At 60.5% G+C, this 17,722-nt stretch carries 21 protein-coding genes and 1 other RNA gene; 10 read left to right on the top strand and 12 right to left on the bottom strand.

Features of this window, described 5'->3' with window-relative positions; translation table 11 throughout:
• Positions 1-72: 72 nt before the first annotated feature.
• From miaA to JJ889_RS06175, 8 genes are all read right to left on the bottom strand, one after another.
• Complete coding sequence (miaA, locus tag JJ889_RS06210; protein ID WP_291892641.1) at positions 73-987, bottom strand: tRNA (adenosine(37)-N6)-dimethylallyltransferase MiaA; 915 nt, start codon at positions 985-987, stop codon at positions 73-75.
• Positions 984-2,375, bottom strand: a complete 1,392-nt coding sequence (locus tag JJ889_RS06205) for a Do family serine endopeptidase (RefSeq protein ID WP_291892639.1) — start codon at positions 2,373-2,375, stop codon at positions 984-986. Before JJ889_RS06205 ends, miaA begins: the two co-directional genes overlap by 4 nt.
• A gap of 165 nt (positions 2,376-2,540) precedes the next feature.
• Positions 2,541-3,416 carry a protease modulator HflC gene (locus JJ889_RS06200; RefSeq protein ID WP_291892637.1) on the bottom strand — a complete coding sequence of 292 codons (876 nt, stop codon included), beginning with the start codon at positions 3,414-3,416 and terminating at the stop codon, positions 2,541-2,543.
• Positions 3,416-4,549: an FtsH protease activity modulator HflK gene (gene hflK / locus JJ889_RS06195; RefSeq protein ID WP_291892635.1), complete on the bottom strand. Its 1,134-nt coding sequence runs from the start codon at positions 4,547-4,549 to the stop codon at positions 3,416-3,418. The genes JJ889_RS06200 and hflK overlap by 1 nt, the downstream gene beginning before the upstream one ends.
• A gap of 117 nt (positions 4,550-4,666) precedes the next feature.
• Entirely contained in the window at positions 4,667-5,188 is a 522-nt protein-coding gene (locus tag JJ889_RS06190) for a dihydrofolate reductase (protein WP_291892633.1), read from the bottom strand.
• A gap of 2 nt (positions 5,189-5,190) precedes the next feature.
• Positions 5,191-5,598, bottom strand: coding sequence for a hypothetical protein (locus JJ889_RS06185; RefSeq protein ID WP_291892630.1), 408 nt, complete (start codon positions 5,596-5,598; stop codon positions 5,191-5,193).
• 18 nt (positions 5,599-5,616) lie between these two features.
• Complete coding sequence (locus tag JJ889_RS06180; protein ID WP_291892629.1) at positions 5,617-5,934, bottom strand: phosphoribosyl-ATP pyrophosphohydrolase; 318 nt, start codon at positions 5,932-5,934, stop codon at positions 5,617-5,619.
• An 8-nt stretch (positions 5,935-5,942) separates the two neighbouring features.
• Positions 5,943-6,800 (bottom strand): thymidylate synthase, encoded by an 858-nt coding sequence (locus tag JJ889_RS06175; RefSeq protein WP_291892628.1) that lies wholly within the window; start codon positions 6,798-6,800, stop codon positions 5,943-5,945.
• A gap of 193 nt (positions 6,801-6,993) precedes the next feature.
• On the opposite strand from JJ889_RS06175, the gene JJ889_RS06170 reads away from it, so the two are divergent.
• The 7 genes from JJ889_RS06170 (at position 6,994) to JJ889_RS06140 (ending at position 11,896) form a co-directional block, all read left to right on the top strand.
• Complete coding sequence (locus JJ889_RS06170) at positions 6,994-7,368, top strand: VOC family protein (protein WP_291892626.1); 375 nt, start codon at positions 6,994-6,996, stop codon at positions 7,366-7,368.
• Positions 7,369-7,433: 65 nt separating this feature from the next.
• Positions 7,434-8,543 (top strand): DUF3667 domain-containing protein, encoded by a 1,110-nt coding sequence (locus JJ889_RS06165; RefSeq protein WP_291892624.1) that lies wholly within the window; start codon positions 7,434-7,436, stop codon positions 8,541-8,543.
• Positions 8,544-8,558: 15 nt separating this feature from the next.
• Positions 8,559-8,950, top strand: a transfer-messenger RNA (tmRNA) gene (ssrA, locus tag JJ889_RS06160).
• A gap of 92 nt (positions 8,951-9,042) precedes the next feature.
• Complete coding sequence (locus tag JJ889_RS06155) at positions 9,043-9,504, top strand: hypothetical protein (RefSeq protein ID WP_291892621.1); 462 nt, start codon at positions 9,043-9,045, stop codon at positions 9,502-9,504.
• Between the two features lie 189 nt (positions 9,505-9,693).
• The gene (locus JJ889_RS06150) at positions 9,694-10,182 is read left to right on the top strand and encodes a ClpXP protease specificity-enhancing factor SspB (protein WP_291892619.1); all 489 of its coding nucleotides are present in this window, start codon (positions 9,694-9,696) and stop codon (positions 10,180-10,182) included.
• A complete protein-coding gene (locus tag JJ889_RS06145; RefSeq protein WP_291892617.1) occupies positions 10,182-10,676 on the top strand; it encodes a PaaI family thioesterase in 495 nt (164 codons plus the stop codon). Before JJ889_RS06150 ends, JJ889_RS06145 begins: the two co-directional genes overlap by 1 nt.
• Positions 10,676-11,896: an MFS transporter gene (locus JJ889_RS06140; protein ID WP_291892614.1), complete on the top strand. Its 1,221-nt coding sequence runs from the start codon at positions 10,676-10,678 to the stop codon at positions 11,894-11,896. The genes JJ889_RS06145 and JJ889_RS06140 overlap by 1 nt, the downstream gene beginning before the upstream one ends.
• Before the next feature lie 18 nt (positions 11,897-11,914).
• On the opposite strand, the gene JJ889_RS06135 is transcribed toward JJ889_RS06140, so the two are convergent.
• From JJ889_RS06135 to JJ889_RS06125, 3 genes are all read right to left on the bottom strand, one after another.
• The gene (locus JJ889_RS06135; protein ID WP_291892613.1) at positions 11,915-13,837 is read right to left on the bottom strand and encodes an alpha/beta fold hydrolase; all 1,923 of its coding nucleotides are present in this window, start codon (positions 13,835-13,837) and stop codon (positions 11,915-11,917) included.
• A gap of 115 nt (positions 13,838-13,952) precedes the next feature.
• Positions 13,953-14,543 (bottom strand): hypothetical protein, encoded by a 591-nt coding sequence (locus JJ889_RS06130; protein WP_291892612.1) that lies wholly within the window; start codon positions 14,541-14,543, stop codon positions 13,953-13,955.
• A 58-nt stretch (positions 14,544-14,601) separates the two neighbouring features.
• Entirely contained in the window at positions 14,602-14,940 is a 339-nt protein-coding gene (locus JJ889_RS06125) for a RusA family crossover junction endodeoxyribonuclease (RefSeq protein WP_291892611.1), read from the bottom strand.
• Positions 14,941-15,097: 157 nt separating this feature from the next.
• Here JJ889_RS06125 and fumC point away from each other — a divergent pair, with 157 nt between their 5' ends.
• The 3 genes from fumC (at position 15,098) to JJ889_RS06110 (ending at position 17,410) form a co-directional block, all read left to right on the top strand.
• The gene (gene fumC, locus JJ889_RS06120) at positions 15,098-16,492 is read left to right on the top strand and encodes a class II fumarate hydratase (protein ID WP_291892610.1); all 1,395 of its coding nucleotides are present in this window, start codon (positions 15,098-15,100) and stop codon (positions 16,490-16,492) included.
• A 68-nt stretch (positions 16,493-16,560) separates the two neighbouring features.
• Positions 16,561-17,187 (top strand): phytanoyl-CoA dioxygenase family protein, encoded by a 627-nt coding sequence (locus JJ889_RS06115; RefSeq protein WP_291892608.1) that lies wholly within the window; start codon positions 16,561-16,563, stop codon positions 17,185-17,187.
• Positions 17,188-17,191: 4 nt separating this feature from the next.
• A complete protein-coding gene (locus JJ889_RS06110) occupies positions 17,192-17,410 on the top strand; it encodes a DUF4169 family protein (RefSeq protein ID WP_291892607.1) in 219 nt (72 codons plus the stop codon).
• On the opposite strand, the gene JJ889_RS06105 is transcribed toward JJ889_RS06110, so the two are convergent.
• Positions 17,394-17,624, bottom strand: a complete 231-nt coding sequence (locus JJ889_RS06105) for a hypothetical protein (RefSeq protein ID WP_291892605.1) — start codon at positions 17,622-17,624, stop codon at positions 17,394-17,396. The two genes, JJ889_RS06110 and JJ889_RS06105, sit on opposite strands and share 17 nt — an antisense overlap.
• Between the last annotated feature and the right edge of the window lie 98 nt (positions 17,625-17,722).

Below are 17,722 nucleotides of genomic sequence, written 5' to 3'. Positions count from 1 at the left end.
TTCCGGATGGGCTTTCGGGAGAGGAATCGGGGCACTGATAGGACCCGTCTCTCGTGCCCATGTCCAGCAGGCCTAGCCCAGCAAGGCAGCGAGTTGTGTTCGCGCGCCATCCTTATGCAACGCTGTCACCCGATCCCAGCCAGCCTGTTGATTACGGAACCATGTCATCTGGCGCTTGGCGTAACGACGGCTCTCTCGCTTGGAGATTTCGATCGCCTCGGCCAGATCAAGCGTGCCATCCAGATGGGCGATCAGTTGCGGCACGCCAAGTGCCTTCATCGCTGGCAGGTCCGGGTCCAGACCACGCGAGCGAAACGCCCTCACCTCTTCCAAAGCCCCCGCATCCAGCATGAGATCGAAACGAAGATCGATGCGGTCATAAAGCGCCTGGCGGTCCGGCTCGATGACAATCCCGCGCCAGGCCCGCTCGCCCAGCAAGGGCGTGGTTTCGCTGTGAAAGCTGGAGAGTGGCCGTCCGGTTTCCCAGCCGACTTCCACCAGCCGCAAGAGCCGCTGTTTGTCGGCGGGTTTGATCCTGGCCGCGGAGAACGGGTCCTGGCGCTCCGCTTCCGCACGAACAGCGTCCAGCCCCTCGTCTTCAAGCAAGGCTGTGGCTCGCGCCCGGGTCTCAGCAGAAATCTCCGGGACCGGTGCCAGCCCGATCGTCAGGGCATTGAAGTAGAGCCCCGTGCCGCCAACCAGTATCGGCGTTTTACCGCGCGCACTGATCTCGTCAACGAGCGCCAGCGCCGCCTGGCTCCACTCGCCGACAGACCAGCGCTGGGCCGGATCAATGGTTGCGAACAGGTGGTGAGGCGCAGCCGCGCGTTCTTCATCATCCGGACAGGCGGTGATGATCGGCAGACCGGCATAGATCTGCATCGAGTCGGCATTGATGATCTCACCATCCAGGTGGCGGGCCGCTTCGATTGCCAGCGCTGTTTTCCCGGCCGCTGTCGGCCCGGCAATCAGCAGGATCGGTGTCACGAGCGGATGGATTGCAGCACGTACTGGCCGCCACGATTGAGCTGGAAACGCACCGGGCCGTCCGCCTCGTCCGTGATCGCACGGATATCGGCAATGCTCTCCACACGTGTGAACTCCACCTCTTCGATGACATCACCCGGACGCACCTTGCCGGCCGCGTCCGAGGTCGCATCGACTTCGGTCACCAGCACACCCTCGGCATCGGGATGCACACGATAGCGGCGACGGTTTTGCGGGGTGAGCGGGCCAAGCGTCATGCCAAAGACCTCGTTCTCGGCACCCGTGCGCGGAATGATGACGTCGACATTTGAGGTTTCCTCGAGCTCATCGCCCTCCTCGACCAATTCACCAATGGTGATAGTCCGGGTCATGCGACGATCGCGACGCACGATTTCCAGTTCGACCGTGGCACCGATCTCGGTTTCCGCGACCTGGCGGGTGAAGAATCGGTCATCGCGCACACGGCGACCGTCAAAGGTCAGCACCAGATCGCCCTGGCGCAGCCCGCCTTCTTCTGCCGGGCTGCCATCCTCGATATTGCCCAGGATCACGCCATAGGGTGTGTCCAGATCATAACTCTCGGCCAGGTCGGGGGTGACGGGCTGAACCCGCACACCCAGCCAGCCGCGGCGGGTCTCGCCGAACTCCACCAGCTGGTCGACGACACGTGTCGCGATATTGGACGGGATGGACAGCGAAATGCCGACACTGGCACCGGTTGGCGACAGGATCATCGTGTTCACGCCCACCACATCACCGCTCATATTGAACAGCGGACCGCCGGAATTGCCTGTATTGATCGCCACATCCGTCTGGATGTAGTCGTCATAACGGCCACCGGCATCACGACCCCGCGCCGAGACGACACCGGCCGTCAGCGTACCGCCCAGGCCGAACGGGTTACCGATCGCGATCACCCAGTCACCCACCCGGGCGCCATCACTGTCACCAAAGGCGACGAACGGCATCGCCTCGTCGGTTTCCATGCGCAGCACCGCCAGGTCCGTGACCGGATCGGTGCCGATAACCTGTGCCGGGAAAACCCGTCCGTCCGGCAGGGAAACCTCGACCTCGTCTGCGCCATCAATCACGTGGTTATTGGTGACGACGATGCCTTCGGGATCGATGATGAAACCGGAGCCCAGCGAGTTGGCGATGCGCGGGCCGTCACCAAAAATATCGTTGAAACGCTCGAGCGGAGACCCTTCCGGGAAATCCGGCAGGCGATCATCACTGTCCAGACGCTGCGCGGCGGCGATATTGACCACGGCCGGAGACAGGCGCTCGGCAAGGTCGGCGAACCCGTCCGGTGCAGGGTGAGCGGTGACGGCACCGGGCGTGGTCAGCATCAATACGACGGTCAGGACTGGGGCCAGAAAACGAAACATACAGTTCTGCTCACATCTCAGGTGATTACACGTTAACCCCTGAATACCCCCAAGCACGGCAGGCCCGCAACCGGCCTAACGGCATCGTCATGAATTCGTGTGGATTTCGAAACGAAAACAGCCCCGCCGATGGCGGGGCTGTGATCTGTTTTCAGAGCCGCTGGACTATTGTCCGGTCTGGCTGCCGAAGTATTCGAAGAACTCGCTGTCTGGCGGAATGACGATAGGTGTTCCGTTCTGGATGGCCAGTTCATACGCTTGCATGGAGCGGTAGAATTCAAAGAATTCCACGTCGCGACCATAGGCCGTTGCGTAGATCGCGTTCCGCTGGGCATCACCCTCACCACGGATACGTTCGCTTTCCGCGCGCGCCTCGGCCTGGATGATCGTCGCCTGGCGATCCGCGTCAGCACGGATCTCCGTCGCGTCCTGCTCACCTTCAGCGCGAATGCGGGCGGCTTCCTGTTCACGCTCCGAGCGCATGCGCTGGAAGACACGTTCAGCAATCTGCTGTGGAAGGTCAGCGCGCAGGATGCGGACATCGATGACTTCGATGCCGAGATCCTGTGTAGCGACCTGGGCCTCAACCTGTGTCTGGACCCGTTCCATCAGCGTCGCACGCTGACCGGAAATCACGTCCTGGGACGGGATGGAAGCGATAACGCCTCGCAGGCTGTCATCCATGATCGAACGCAGGCGCAGCTGGGCACCGCGCTCATCACGAACCGTCTGGTAGAAGCGCAGCGGGTCAACGATGCGGTAACGCAAGAAGGCATCCACAACAAGGCGCACCTGGTCGGAAGCCTGGATTTCCTCCGGCTGCATGTCGAACTCGACATTGCGACGATCAAACTTCAGCACGTCCATGATGAACGGCACTTTGAAGTGGAGCCCCGCTTCATCGCCGTTTTCATTGACGCTCTCGACTGGTTCACCAAGGCGCAGGATCAGGGCCTGCTCCCGCTCATTGACCGTGTAGATACTCTGGAGGCCGATGAATACGGTGACACCCAGAATTACAAGTCCAAGAGTTCTAAACATTAATTGCCTCCCGAACGACGGTTATTGCCAAGCTCGTTGAGCGGCAGGTACGGCAATGCGCCGGCCTCACCGTCCAGAACGAGCAGGTCGGAACGACCCAGGACGAGTTCCATCGTCTCCAGATACATGCGGCGACGGGTCACTTCCGGTGCCAGTGCATACTGGTCATAGATCGACACAAAACGATCGGCATCACCCTGCGCCTGGGCAATCACGGAGTCGCGATAGGCCTGGGCAGACTGGGTCAGCTGGGCGGCAACACCACGCGCTGCCGGAATGACCCGGTTCGCATGGGCGGTCGCTTCCAGACGCGCACGCTCGGCATCCTGCTCCGCGACATCGACGTCACGGAAGGCTGCGATAACACTTTCCGGCGGCTGGGCGGTCTGCAGGTTGATCTGCAGGACCTGGATACCCGCCTCGTACTCGTTCAGGGTCGCCTGAACCAGTTCGCGCGTTCGCTGGGACACCTCACCACGACCTTCCGTGATGATGAATTCCAATTCCGAGGTGCCGATGACTTCACGCATCGCGCTTTCGGAAACCGCTCGAACAGTGCTCTCCGGGTTACGGACATTGAACAGGAAGTCGCGGACCCCGTCCGGATAGGACAGATCCACACGCCACTGAACGGCAAAGTCAATATCGACGATGTTTTCGTCGCGCGTCAGCATCTGACCTTCCTGGCCGGTGCCGATGGTCAGCGACTGGGTGGTCGTCACTTCCGGCAGCATCACGGTCTCGAGCGGAGACGGCAGCTTGAAGTGCAGACCCGGCTGGGTGGTCCGGCTGTATTCACCGAAACGCAGAACCACACCGTTCTCGTTCGGTCCAACCTGGTACCAGCCGCTGGACGCGAACCAGACACCGATCAGCACCAGCAGGATCAGGCTGAAGCTGAAAAAGCCCCCGCCCTTCTTGCCATCGCCGCCGGCACCACCGCCCTTGCCGCCAAACATGCGGCCGAGGCTGTTTTGCATCTGGCGGACGACCTCGTCGAGATCCGGCGGTTGGTCACCGCCACCGCCGCCACCCCCGTTGGGGCGCTGGCCCCAAGGGTTCTGTCCGTTGTTATTGCCGCCGCCGGATCCCCAAGGACCCTGGCCGCCGCCTTGATTGTCATTCCATGGCATGGAGTGGTTCAATCCTTCTGTCGTGTATCAGGATGTAAATGAACGCATGCGCGCTCAGGTTCAAGTCTGATACTGCGGGACGCGCGGAGGGAGAATCCCCCCACGTTGGAAACTTGTTCAGGCGCGTTCAAGCGCGCGGAAGACAAAGGCGTGATCATCCGCCTCGCTGGCAGGATAAACCTCCCGGCCGAGCTCGGACCAGTCTTTTTCTGCAAACTCAGGAAATGCCGCATCACCAGCGGGCGCGGCATCGACTTCTGTCAGGTAGAGACGGTCTGCCACGGTCATGGCGGCGGCATAGATCTGGGCGCCTCCGATCACGAAGACTTCATCGACCCGGTCAGTATTGGCCTGAATGAACGCCGCATCGAATGCATCGCCCATATCCCCCACGACCTGAGCGCCCTCGGCCGTGTATCCCGCCTGTCGAGTCACCACGATATTGAGCCGCCCGGGCAAGGGCTTGCGCGGCAGGCTTTCCCAGGTCTTGCGCCCCATGATGACCGGTTTGCCCTTGGTGATGGCCTTGAACAATTTGAGGTCCGAGCTCAACCGCCAGGGCAAATCACCATCCGAACCGATGATATTATTGCGCCCGCGCGCCGCGATCAGGCTGATCCTGGGAATGATGGTGTTCATGTCTACTCGTCCCGGCTGGAAGCATATCCAAGAGCGGCGGCCGAGATGGCCTGTCCGATGGCGATCTCCGTTTGCAGACCGTCATAACGCTGTTGTCCGATCAGCGCGATGAGATTGGAGCGCGCCTCATCGACCGCCCTGAATTCGGCGAGGGTTTCTGGCCTGGCGACATCGAGATCGAGCTCGCCCGCCCATTCCAGCACGTCATCGCACTCGTCAAAAAAGGCGAGCTCGACCATGGCCTTCTCGAGCAGGCGTGCGGGATCATCATCGACCGGCTTGTGACCTCGGCAGGGCAAAAGGGCCTTGAGCGTGGCGCGCCGGAAGACCAGCTGGAAATTTCCGTGTCCACCGGTTTCCAGCCTCGCGGAGATACCGGACTTCCTTACCACCAGAGCTGCGCTTGTCATGCTCCCCTCCACAATGGTCTAGGCGCTCTCAGGCTCGAGCCAATCGAGCCATTTGGCCTGCACAGCAGCGTCCAGGTCGATGCCCTCATCCCGTGCCAACAGCAATAACATGCCCAGCGTATCCGCCATCTCCAGTGCCAGCTGCTCCCTCGCAGCGTTATCGGCCGGTCGGCGCGTCCTGCCACTTGCAGTCAGATAGGCCTGGGTCAGCTCGCCCATCTCCTCCTGCAGCTTGAGAAGGTGCCAGTCACCGCTACGGTCGATGTCGTATTTGCGCGCATAGATGTCCGAAACGCGGCGTATCCGCTCAGCAAGATCTCCCAGCGCGCCAGACATGAGAACAGCTAGACCGCGACCGGGGCGGAAATGCGTGGATACGGGTCATAGCCCTCCAGCGCGATGTCTTCATACTCGAAGGAGAACAGGTCCTTGGCATCCGGATTGAGTTTCAGCTGTGGCAGGGCGCGCGGCGTGCGCGAAAGCTGTTCGCTCACCTGGTCCATGTGATTGGAATAGATGTGCGCGTCACCGAAAGTGTGGATGTACTCACCCGGCTCCAGCCCGCAAACCTGCGCCACCATGGCCGTCAGCAACGCGTAGGACGCGATATTGAACGGCACGCCGAGGAACATGTCCGCCGAGCGCTGATAGAGCTGGCAGGAGAGTTTCCCGTTGGCGATATTGAACTGGTAGAGCGTGTGACAGGGCGGCAGCGCCATGTTCGGCACATCGACCGGATTCCAGCCGGACACGATCAGCCGGCGCGAGGACGGGTTTTCCCGAATCTGCTTGATGATGTTGGAGAGCTGGTCGATCTCGGTGCCGTCCGGGCCTTCCCAGCGGCGCCATTGTTTGCCGTAGACAGGACCCAGATCGCCGTTTTCATCGGCCCACTCATCCCAGATGCTGACGCCGCGCTCCTGCAGCCATTTCACATTGGTTTCCCCACGCAGGAACCAGAGGAGTTCAATGGCGATGGATTTGAAATGGACCTTCTTGGTGGTCAGCAGTGGAAAGCCTTCCGACAGGTCACAGCGCAACTGGCGACCGAAAACGGCACGCGTGCCCACGCCAGTACGGTCATTTTGCTCGGCACCGTTTTCCAGGATGTCGCGCAGCAGATCCAGATAGGCATACTCGGCCTTGGAACCAACTGATTGGGTCGCCTTGCCCGCTCCATCCAGTGTCACTGCTTCAGCCATCACATACCTCGCTGTTCTAACCGGGAAGACTAGACCGCGATTCGATCCGGCGGAATGGTGCCCGACAGGCATCTCCACAGGAAATACATAGCGGGCATGCCCAGATTTTGCTTGCCTGGCCGGTGTGATCCTGTAGCTTTCGCGCACAGAACATTACCAGAACATTCCAAATTTCATCAACAGGGAGAAGATGATGATCGGATACGTGACCCTCGGCACCAATGACATGGCCACGGCCGCTGCATTTTATGACAAGCTGTGTGCAGAGTTTGGTGTCGGCCGCATGATGGAAGACGAGAACTTCATCGCCTGGGCCAATCCGGGCCAGGGAGCCGGTATCGGCCTGACCAAGCCCTTTGATGGCAATGCCGCCTCGGTGGGCAATGGTGTGATGGTCGCCTTCCAGGCCAAGGATTCCGAACAGGTCGACAAGGTTTACAAACTGGCGGTCGAGGAACTGGGCGCCAAATGCGAAGGCCCCGCCGGTCCGCGCGGCGATGGAAGCTTCTATGCGGGCTATTTCCGAGACCCTGATGGTCACAAGCTGAACGTTTTCTGCATGGGCTAAGCCCTGCCTCACCTTGACCACCCCGATCTTGCGGGCTCTTTTGCCCGTGAGACTCGGGGGATCAGGTGGACAAAACAGACACTTCCAAGGGCGGCCGCTCGACAGACACCAACTCGTCGCAAACCGGTGATGCGACTTGCGCCAATTGTGGCGCGACTCTGGTCGGTCCGTTCTGCCAGGACTGCGGTCAGTCCGCCGAGGACATTCGGCGCCCGGCCTGGACCCTTTTGACCGATCTGATCGGCAGTATTTTTGTCTGGGAAGGCAAATTCTTTTCCACTCTGCGACGCCTCTACTCCCAGCCTGGCCGGGTAGCGCGCGACTATGTCGACGGCCGACGCCAGAGCCATACCGCCCCCATCCGCATCTACCTGATCATCAGCCTGCTGTTTTTCCTGCTCATGTCCGCCGCCGGCGTGCGGGTCATCGGGGTCAGTATTTCTCCCTCCGCAGAGACCGTACGCGCGCAATCGGCCGAGACCATTGCTGCGCGAACCGCCGCAATCGATGCGGCTATGGCGAGGCGTAGCGAGTCCCGTTCCCCCGACGACACGCCGTCCAACTTCTTTAAAACATCCACCTGTGGTGTCATGCCGGGTCCTGATGAAATCCGCCCGAGCGGTGACCTTGTCTATTCACGCGATACCGAGCTCCAGATCGAACTCTTCCAGTTTGGCGCCGCGCCGGAGGGGCGCGCTTTGCCCGATACAGCGGATTGCCGGACCGAGTTCGAAATCGGTGGCGACCCGATGAGCCTGGGCCCTCCCTCGCGTTTTGCCGTGCAGTTTCCCGCCCGCTTCGAACAGGGCGTCACTGCCGCCGCAGCGCAGTCCCTGATCCTGATGGTTGTCGCCTTCGCCATCCTCAATCTGGTGGTTCACCCGCGACGCCGCATGATCGAACACGTGGTCTTTTCACTCTACTGGCACGCCACCTATCTGCCGCTCATCGCCCTGCTGGTGCTCGGTGCACGTGTGAACCAGGGCTGGACTCCCGGCATAATCGCACTGGCCATACTCGGCTTTGCGAGCGTCCTCAGCCACCAGGTCCTGAACGATCGGGGGTTTTACCGGTCCAGCTGGATCGGCGCGGTCCTGCGCAGCGTGTTTCTACAACTCTGCTACAATCTGTGCATCGGCTTGCTGGCGATTGCGCTCATCGTCACCGGCTATTGAGACGACCTGCCAGCCTCCCTTCAAATCGCCACTATCCGTCGCTATATTAATCAGCGCCGGTTCGCCGGCTATGGCGATAAACGCGCTCGTAATAACCGGACTGGACCCGGGGGCAGTACCCGGCGGCTCCACCAATCATCCCTGCGCAAGTTGGGAATCTGACCTGAACTGCCATTGGCAAGCGAAGGTCTCTGTGGGGGCCGAAACAGGATCGACAGACGGGTAAAGGGGATTGCTTTCGCTCGGGTGAGGCCCGTTACAGGCTCGATTTTATAGTTGCTAATGACAACTACGCTGAAGAGGTAGCTCTCGCTGCATAAGCAGCGCGGGACATCTCGCTAAAACTCCTATTCCCTTTAGCCGGAATAGGCGGGGCTCGGAGGCGCCTGGCAACAGAAGCCTCCACTTTGCCCTGCACTTCCTGACACTTCCTTATAATTTATCATTCATCAACCCATTCGTTTCATCATGGAACCAGTTGATTCGGGGAAGTGTGAACATGCCTGATGGGTCGAATATTGACTGGCTGGATGTTTCCACGCTCTCAATCTCCACGCGGGCGCCGCAGGCCCCCCATGAATGGCTCAGCACGATTGAGAAAGTCTCCGAGCGGAACCACACTGGCAGACCGGTCCGATACCTTTTTGACCTTTCAGCAACCGGAATGACTGTTTCGGAGAATGACGCTACCGATCTGGCTGGATTCTTTCTGGACCTCATTCCGTCGAAAACCGCCATCGCCCTCGTGAGTGACAACGTCGAGCATCCGGGACCTGGCGAGCTGGCTTTCCGCAATGTGCTGCGAAAAGGCGGGTTCGAGGTCTGCGTTTTCAGTGAACTCGCCACGGCTCAGGTCTGGCTGTCGTTGTTTGTCTCGAGTTGTGACCGCAAGGGGCTGACCTGTGGGCCTGATTGCGAATTTGCGCTTGAGCGCACCTGTCCAGCCAATGATCTGAGCTGAACATCGCGCAACAAGGATCACGCGCATAACGCCTGTGACCTCGCTCGAAATGGGAAAATCACCCGCCTGAAGCGATCAGCGCGACAGATCTTCCCGTATTAAAAGATAGATTGCAGTTGAGAGGTCAGATTTCGTTGACGAGCCACAAGTCTCCGCTACGCTGCTCCCGTGAGATCCGGGGGTAAGCCAATGGCGAAAGATCTTATGCGTTATGACGTCATGGCGCAGGAAGCATTGCGTGGTGTTGTAAAACAAGCACTGCACAAAGCGGCAGGTCCGGGGGGACTGCCGGGACAACATCATTTCTACATCACTTTCCGCACGCGTGGCCGCGGCGTGGATATTGATGAGTCTCTGATGGAAAAATATCCGGAAGAGATGACGATCGTGCTGGAACACCAGTTCTGGGATCTGGATATTTCCGACGCGGGTTTCGAGGTCACTCTCAAATTCTCCGGCGTTCCGAAATATCTCAAGGTTCCCTTCTCGGCTGTCTCCCGTTTCCACGATCCGAGCGTCGGTTTCCACCTGCAGTTCGAACACGAGGTGGAAGACGAAAATGTCGCCGTCGCGTTGCCCGAAACCGTAGCCTCCGACAATGAGGACGAGGTCAAGGCGACCGGTTCAGACGATGATGGCGCCCAGGTGGTCAGCCTCGACAGTTTCCGCAAAAAATAATGCGTATGCAAAAGCCGGTGCCCGCCGACCTGGCCGCCGGCAAAGAGATTGTGCCGCTGGCGGATGATGAAATCCTGCAGCGGTTGAACTCCATTGGAGAGCACGAACACGCAGCCGGCCTGCTGGGGTTTCACCCGCGCGATTTCAGTGTGGATGAGCAATGGCTTGAGGCAAATTTCAACCCCGACCCGCGCTGCGCCAATCTGCGCGGCGGGGTCCAGGGCGGCATGATCTGCGCCATGCTCGACGAGGTGATGTCACTGTCCGTCGTCGTGGCCGAACGCTTTACGATTGGCGTTCCCACACTGGAATTGAAGACAAGCTTCATGGCGCCCCTGCCACTGGGGAGCTGCAAGGCCCGCGGGCAGGCGCTGCGGATCGGCCGCAATGTGGCGTTCATGGAGGGCATTGTCTGGACAGCTGAAGGCGAGATCGCAGCGCGCGCCAGCGCCACCTGCCAGGTCCGTCGCTCCTCCCGTATTCGCAAGACCTGATGGCGAACCCGGCCGATACCGACTCCAGGAAATGGCTGTCCATAACCTTGATCGTGCTCGCCCAGATCCTGGCATTGTCGGTGTGGTTTTCCGGGACGGCTGCCCTGCCCGCCATCCTCGAGGTTTACACCCTAGGCGCTGGCAAACAGGCGGCCCTGACGAGTTCTGTCCAGGCAGGTTTTGTATTGGCGGCGCTGTTCAGCGCAGTGTTCAGCCTGCCGGACCGGTTCAACCCTCGTCACCTGTTTGCGGGCGGCGCTCTGATCGCTGCAGCATCCAATCTCCTGGCCCTGCAGCTTGCCCCCGACAGCTGGTGGCTGGTGTTCAGTCGTTTCACCGCAGGAGCCGCGCTTGCGCTGGTCTATCCGGTCGGGATGAAACTGGCAGCGAGCTGGGCAAAAGGCGATGCCGGACTGTTGGTCGGCCTCCTCGTCGGTGCGTTGACGCTGGGATCTGCCTCGCCTTTCCTGCTGTCCATTTCCGGCGCCAGTTCAGACTGGCAGACCCCCATTCGGCTGGCCGCTATCGGTGCCGGCCTGGCAGCTGTAACCATCCTGTTTGCGCGCGGTGGCCCCGGTCTTCGACCTGCCGCTAGATTTGATCCCGGCGCGATCCTGCTCGCTGTTCGGAACCCGGCACTGCGCTTGGCCAATCTGGGCTATCTCGGACACATGTGGGAGCTCTATGCGATGTGGGCCTGGATCGGCGCCTTCTCCCACGCCTATTGGAATGCCCGTGGCGCATCAGCAAACCTCGCCGACCTCACCGCCTTTGCCGTCATCGGCAGCGGCGCGCTGGCCTGCGTTGTCGCGGGAGGCCTGGCAGACCAGTTCGGACGCACCCGGGTGACCTCGGTAGCGATGGCGATTTCGGGCAGTTGCGCCCTGCTGGCCGGGCTGGCCTTCAACGCGCCGCCCTGGGTCCTGATGCCCATCCTGATCATCTGGGGTCTGAGCATTATCGCCGACAGCGCCCAGTTCTCGACCGCAATCACCGAGCTCGCTCCACCGGACCGGGCCGGCACCTTGCTGACGGTACAAACTGCGCTGGGCTTCACTCTGACTATCCTCATGGTCCAGATCCTGCCCAGCTGGATCGCATTCGCCGGCTGGAGCTGGGCCTTTGCCCCGCTGGCCATTGGCCCTTTTCTGGGCGTGTGGGCAATGCTGAGCCTGCGCCGTCTACCTGAAGCGAAGAAGATGGCGAGCGGGAAACGCTGACGCTTCCCGCCCTCCGGATCAATCCAGATCGAAGACTTCACGGAAGAACATGGTCTCCGCCTCTCGCTGGAAATCGCGATTGGATTTCTTGCGGAATCCATGGCCCTCATCATTGGCCAGCAGATACCATGGGTCGCCGCCAACCTCGCGCACTCGAGCCAGGATCTGCTCGGCCTCACTGGCCGGGACACGCGGATCGTTCAGACCCTGGATGATGAACAGAGGTGCCGTGATGCGATCTGCCTGGCGTGCCGGCGAAATTTCCTCGAAAAAGGCCGAGATATCCGGGTCACGTTCATCGCCATACTCTGCGCGGCGCAGGTCACGGCGATATCCCGCCGTGTTTTCCAGGAAGGTGCGGAAGTCCGAAATACCGACAATATCGACACCGCCGGCGAGACGATCCGAATAATGGACCATTGAAGCCAGAACCATATAACCACCATAGGATCCGCCATAGACAACAACCCGGTCCGCATCGAGATCAGGCTGCTGCGCCAGCCAGTCCAGAAGCGCCCCGATATCGCGGACGGAATCCTCGCGCTGGAAGACATTGTCCATCATCACATACTCGCGACCATAACCGCTGGAGCCACGCACATTCGGCGCGATGACCGCCGCGCCGAGCTCATTGAGCCAGTATTGGAAAGTCGAGGAAAACCCGGGTCGGTACTGGCCTTCCGGCCCGCCGTGGATCGAGATGATCACCGGATGCGGCCCCTCACTGTCCGGGCGATAGACAAAGGCGGGCACTTCGAGACCGTCAAAGCTCTCGAAACTGATCAGCTCCGGCTCGACAAAGGTCTCGGTGTTCAAACCGCCTACCTCGCTCTGGGTCCAGCGGGTCAGCTCGCGGTCCTGGTGATTGTAAATCCAGGCATCGCTTGGCGAGGTCGCCGCATTGAGAGTGAAACCGATACGCTCCCCGGCGTCATCCCACTGCATGCCTCCAATCAGGCCGACCGGCAATTGCGGCCCGGCGATCTCTCGCCCCGAACGCACATCCATCAGGCGGAGTTCGGAAACACCGCCGGCATTAAGCACATACGCCAGCGTTCGTCCGTCCGGAGACAGGTCCATGCCCTGCACATCCCAGCCGTGATCCGGCGAGACATCCGTCATCTCACCGGTCTCGACATTCATGCGCACGACACGCCGGAATTCCGCTCCGGCATCGGTGACCACCAGCATGGTCTCGCCGCCGGGCTCGAACTCATGCGCAGCATAGGCCACATCCATGTCCGGATTGAGCTGACGCACATCACCGTTGTCCGTGTTGATGACAAAAAGATCGCTGTGAGTGATTGAATAATAGCGGATCATGGCCAGTTGCGTGCCGTCGGCCGACCAGTCACCGGGGAAGACAGCGCCCTCGCCCTCGACCAGAACACGGCGGTCATCCGGGTTGTCCGAACTGGCGATCATGATGTCCCAGTCGGGATCGCCTTCAGTGGACCGGTACCAGGCGACATGCTCCCCATCTTCCGACCAGCTGGCTGAACCATTGCGGGTCTCGTCCTCGCTGACCTGGCGCACCCGTCCGCTCTGAGTATCGAAGACGAAGATCTGGAAATACTCGTCACCGCCACGATCGCGCGCAAAAATGAACTCGCCGCTGTCCCCCGGCCGCAGATTCGCGCCGCCGACCGGCTCGTCGTAATAGGTCAGCTGTGAACGCGCGCCCATTGGCATGTCCACGCGGTGGATCTGGCTGGTTTCACCAAAACGGGTGGAAATTAGGATGCCGCCATCCGGCAGAAACGCCTGGAAACCGGCGCCGCGCACATTTTGATAGGTCAGCAGGCGCTCACGCACCTCTTCCGGAATCTCCGGAATATTTTCCATTTCCAGATTGCCGCGCACGACGCGCTCGACCTGCCCATGCGCCAGTCCACCGAATGCCATCAGGCAGCTGGCCGCAAGAAGCTTGAGTGAATTCATGGCTCTCCCCTTGATATCCGGGAAGAACGCTAGGGCGCTGGAAACTCGACGTCCAGCGTATCACGTGAATGTGTGGAACTTGGCCGGGGTGTAATGTGAGGGCCCCCGCCCAGCCTCAGTAGCGACGCGCAGACGCCAGGTCAGGGCTGTCGGTGTCGACAATCCAGATCGGGTCGCCGCAAGCAAATCCCGGGGCGAAACGATCAGCCATCTCGCGCGCAAGCGCGTTTCCGCCGGACAGCCGGGTCACGTTCACATAGCCCACATGACAGGATTCCGCTTCGGAACCGGGGCGCAGCGCCGCAACGATCAGTATGCTGTTATTGCGCGCCTGACCTTCAGCATCGAAAGAGGTGGAATTGTAGCGGTGGATGGTCGCGAACGCATCGCCCGCCCCGTCCAGGCGCCATTCGATCACCGTGTGGAAGCCGCCAAAATTCCCGACATAGCCGCCATAGGGCATCTGCTCAGGCGCGTCATCGCGCCGACTGAACGCGCTGGCTGAGCCATGCTCACCGGTGTGGAAGAAGACATTCCAATCTCCAAGCCCCTCGCAGCGCTGTATGACTGAATAGCCGCCGCCCTCTTCAGTCTCACTGAGCGTGCGGCAATTCTCCTCGGTCAGATTGGAATAAACACTATCCTGAGCATTCGCCTGACAGGCGAAAAGCGCCACACTAATCGGAATGGCTGCGAGAAATTTCATGACGTCCCCCTGATCTCGGAGACAGTCTAGATCATTGAAGTGGGCTGCCTAGTCAGCATCAGGCTATTTCGGCAACTTTCTCGCGCGCCATCGGACGCGCAGTCACGGAGATACGCGGGCGTTCCCCCATCACCTTGGTCACCAGCAGACGTTCGACCTGGCTGTCATCGTGGAAAACCACACCGGTCAGAGCATCCAGAACCGCCTTGGCGACATTGTCGACATCATGGACGGGGCTGTTTTCGCAACGCTCAATCCGGATGACGACTTCATAAGGCCCCCATTTCGGGCGCACACGCTTGAATTCAAGGCGGAAGAAATCCCCGATCAACGCCTTGAAACGACGTGTCTGCGTGGTCAGTGCGTCCACGCGTAGATTGAGCTCATCACCGGTCATAGCGGCCTGAACCTTCCCTCGCCCGATCCAGTTTTGCGCTTGCCCCCCACGGCTATGCGCACATGCGTCTTGATCCGTCATGCCTGAGTGATACACGTCCGAATCGAAGTTCACCATCATCGAACAGCGTTAGCCGCGCTGCAAGGAGCCTCCCCTCATGAGCGAGATGCGCACAGAAACCGACAGCTTTGGTCCCCTGGAAGTCCCGGCCGATAAACTCTTCGGCGCCCAGACGGCCCGCTCCCTGATCAATTTCCCGATCGGCACGGAAACCATGCCGGAGCCCCTGATCCGCGCGCTGGGTATCGTCAAGCGCTCCGCCGCCCTGGCCAACAAGCGCCTGGACAATCTGGAACCGGAACTGGCCGACGCCATCGCCCAGGCAGCGCTGGAAGTCGCCGAAGGCAAGCTGAACGATCATTTCCCGCTCTCGGTCTGGCAGACCGGCTCCGGCACCCAGTCGAACATGAACACGAATGAGGTCGTCTCCAACCGCGCCATCCAGATCCTGGGCGGCACGGTCGGGTCGAAAGACCCGGTTCACCCGAACGACCACGTCAACCGGTCACAGAGCTCCAACGACACTTTCCCAACCGCCATGCACATCGCCGCGGCAGAGGAAATCTCCCACGCCCTGATCCCGGCCCTGCAAGAGCTGCACAATGCGCTCAATGACAAGCAGAACGCCTTCAAGGACATCATCAAGATCGGTCGCACCCACCTTCAGGACGCCACTCCGCTGACGCTGGGTCAGGAATTCTCCGGCTATACCGCTATGGTCGCCAATGGCATTCGCCGCGTCGAGGCCACCCTGCCGGCTTTACTGGAACTGGCCATGGGCGGCACCGCCGTCGGCACCGGCCTCAATACCAAGCCGGGTTATGCCGAAGCCTTTGCCGAGGAAGTTGCCAGCCTGACCAAGCTGGGCTTTGTCACAGCGCCGAACAAGTTCGAGGCGCTGGCCACCAAGGATGCCCTGGTCGAGGCTCATGGCGCACTCAACTCCGTGGCTGTCTCCCTGTTCAAGATCGCCAATGACATCCGCCTTCTGGGCTCCGGACCGCGCTCCGGCCTGGGCGAGATTGCCCTGCCGGAGAACGAGCCGGGTTCCTCCATCATGCCGGGCAAGGTCAATCCGACCCAGTGTGAAGCCATGACCATGGTCTGCACCCAGGTGATGGGCAATAACACCACCGTCTCCATGGCCGGCAGCCAGGGCCATTTCGAGCTCAACGTCTTCAAGCCGGTGATCATTTTCAACGTGCTGCAGTCCGTGCGCATCCTCGCCGATGCGGCCAGGACCTTCACCGAGAAGTGCGTGGTCGGCATCAAGGCGCGCGAAGACAATATCAAGGCACTGATGGAACGCTCTTTGATGCTGGTGACGGCACTCAACTCCACCATCGGTTATGACAATGCCACCATCGTCGCCAAGACGGCGCACAAGAACGGCACCACGCTGCGCGAGGAAGCCGTCAAGCTGGGCTTTGTCACCGAGGAACAGTTCGACGCGATTGTCCGTCCGGAACAGATGATCGGCCCGAAGGCATAGGCTTGCTCCTGGACCGCGACAGTTTCCAACGTGAGGGCGCCCTTCTGCTGGAGGGTGCCCTTTCCGTCATGGGCGTTGAAACCTATCGGAAGCTTCTTGGAGCGACTGATCAGGGGGCTGGACAACGATTGGCCCAACCGAAGCCGGCCCTGCTAAACGCCATCATGGCCTCCGGTGGGCTTTGCTCCATCGCCAGCAAACTCGAAGGTCAACCACTTAGGCCCGTACGCCTTTTGCTGTTCGACAAGTCAGAAAGTGTGAACTGGGCAGTCGATTGGCACCAAGACCGGGTGTTGCCCCTGGCCCAAGAATACTCCCAACCTGGCTTCGAACGGTGGACCAACAAATCTGGCGTTCCTCATGTCGAACCGCCGGTTTCGTTGAGCGAGCAAATGGTCACACTGCGCGTTCATCTGGATGACAGCGGCCCGACCAACGCTCCACTAAAGACTCTTCCCGGATCGCACAAAATGGGGCGTCTTTCAGTTGAGGCGGTGGCGCGAGAAGTGCGGCGGATCCGTCCCGTCGTTCATCCAGCACACACCGGCGACGTCCTCGCCCTCAAAACGCTGATTGTGCACGCTTCGGAGCGCGCGCAAGAACCAAAGCGACGGCGAGTTTTGCATATCGACTTCGCCCCGCCTAATGCGCTTCCGGCAGGGCTTGATTGGTCTTTCGGTCTGCAGAATAACTAGAGTCATGGCCTCCAAACCCGTCAACCTCCGACAGTTCCGCAAGCGCAAGCAGCGCGAGGACAAGGCCAGACAGGCCGAGGCCAACCGGGTGGAACACGGCACGCCGAAGGCCCTGCGCGAACCGGTTCAGCTGGAACGCGAGCGCCTGCTCCGAGAAGTCGAGGCGAAAAAGCTCGAAGGGAACACCTCGCCAGACGGGGAAGCGCCTAGTACGGAGAATTAAGCGCCGGGTTACGCCCGTGACGCCGCTTGTACTCGCCCAGCAGGCGCTCCGCCTCGGCAACTTCGGAGAAGGTCTCGAAAAACATCATCGCCGACGGATAGGCCGGCTGATATCCGGCCGGGGGATCGAGTTCACGCTCAAAGGACCGCTTGAGCGAGCGCGCCGGCGAGATTTTCAACACGGACGCCAGATTGCCCTCATCCTCAAGCAACACGAAGACCCCGGGCGTGTCAGGGACACGTCCGGCGTGGAGTTTGGATAAGGGTATCGGCTTGTGCCAACGACGCATAACTCTACGACCAGTCTTCGATG

The organism is Maricaulis sp. (assembly GCF_017643475.1).
In the GTDB taxonomy this organism is placed as follows: Bacteria; Pseudomonadota; Alphaproteobacteria; order Caulobacterales; family Maricaulaceae; genus Maricaulis.
The sequence above is the reverse complement of the archived record's forward strand: the minus strand, read 5'-3'. Positions and strand labels throughout refer to the sequence as shown.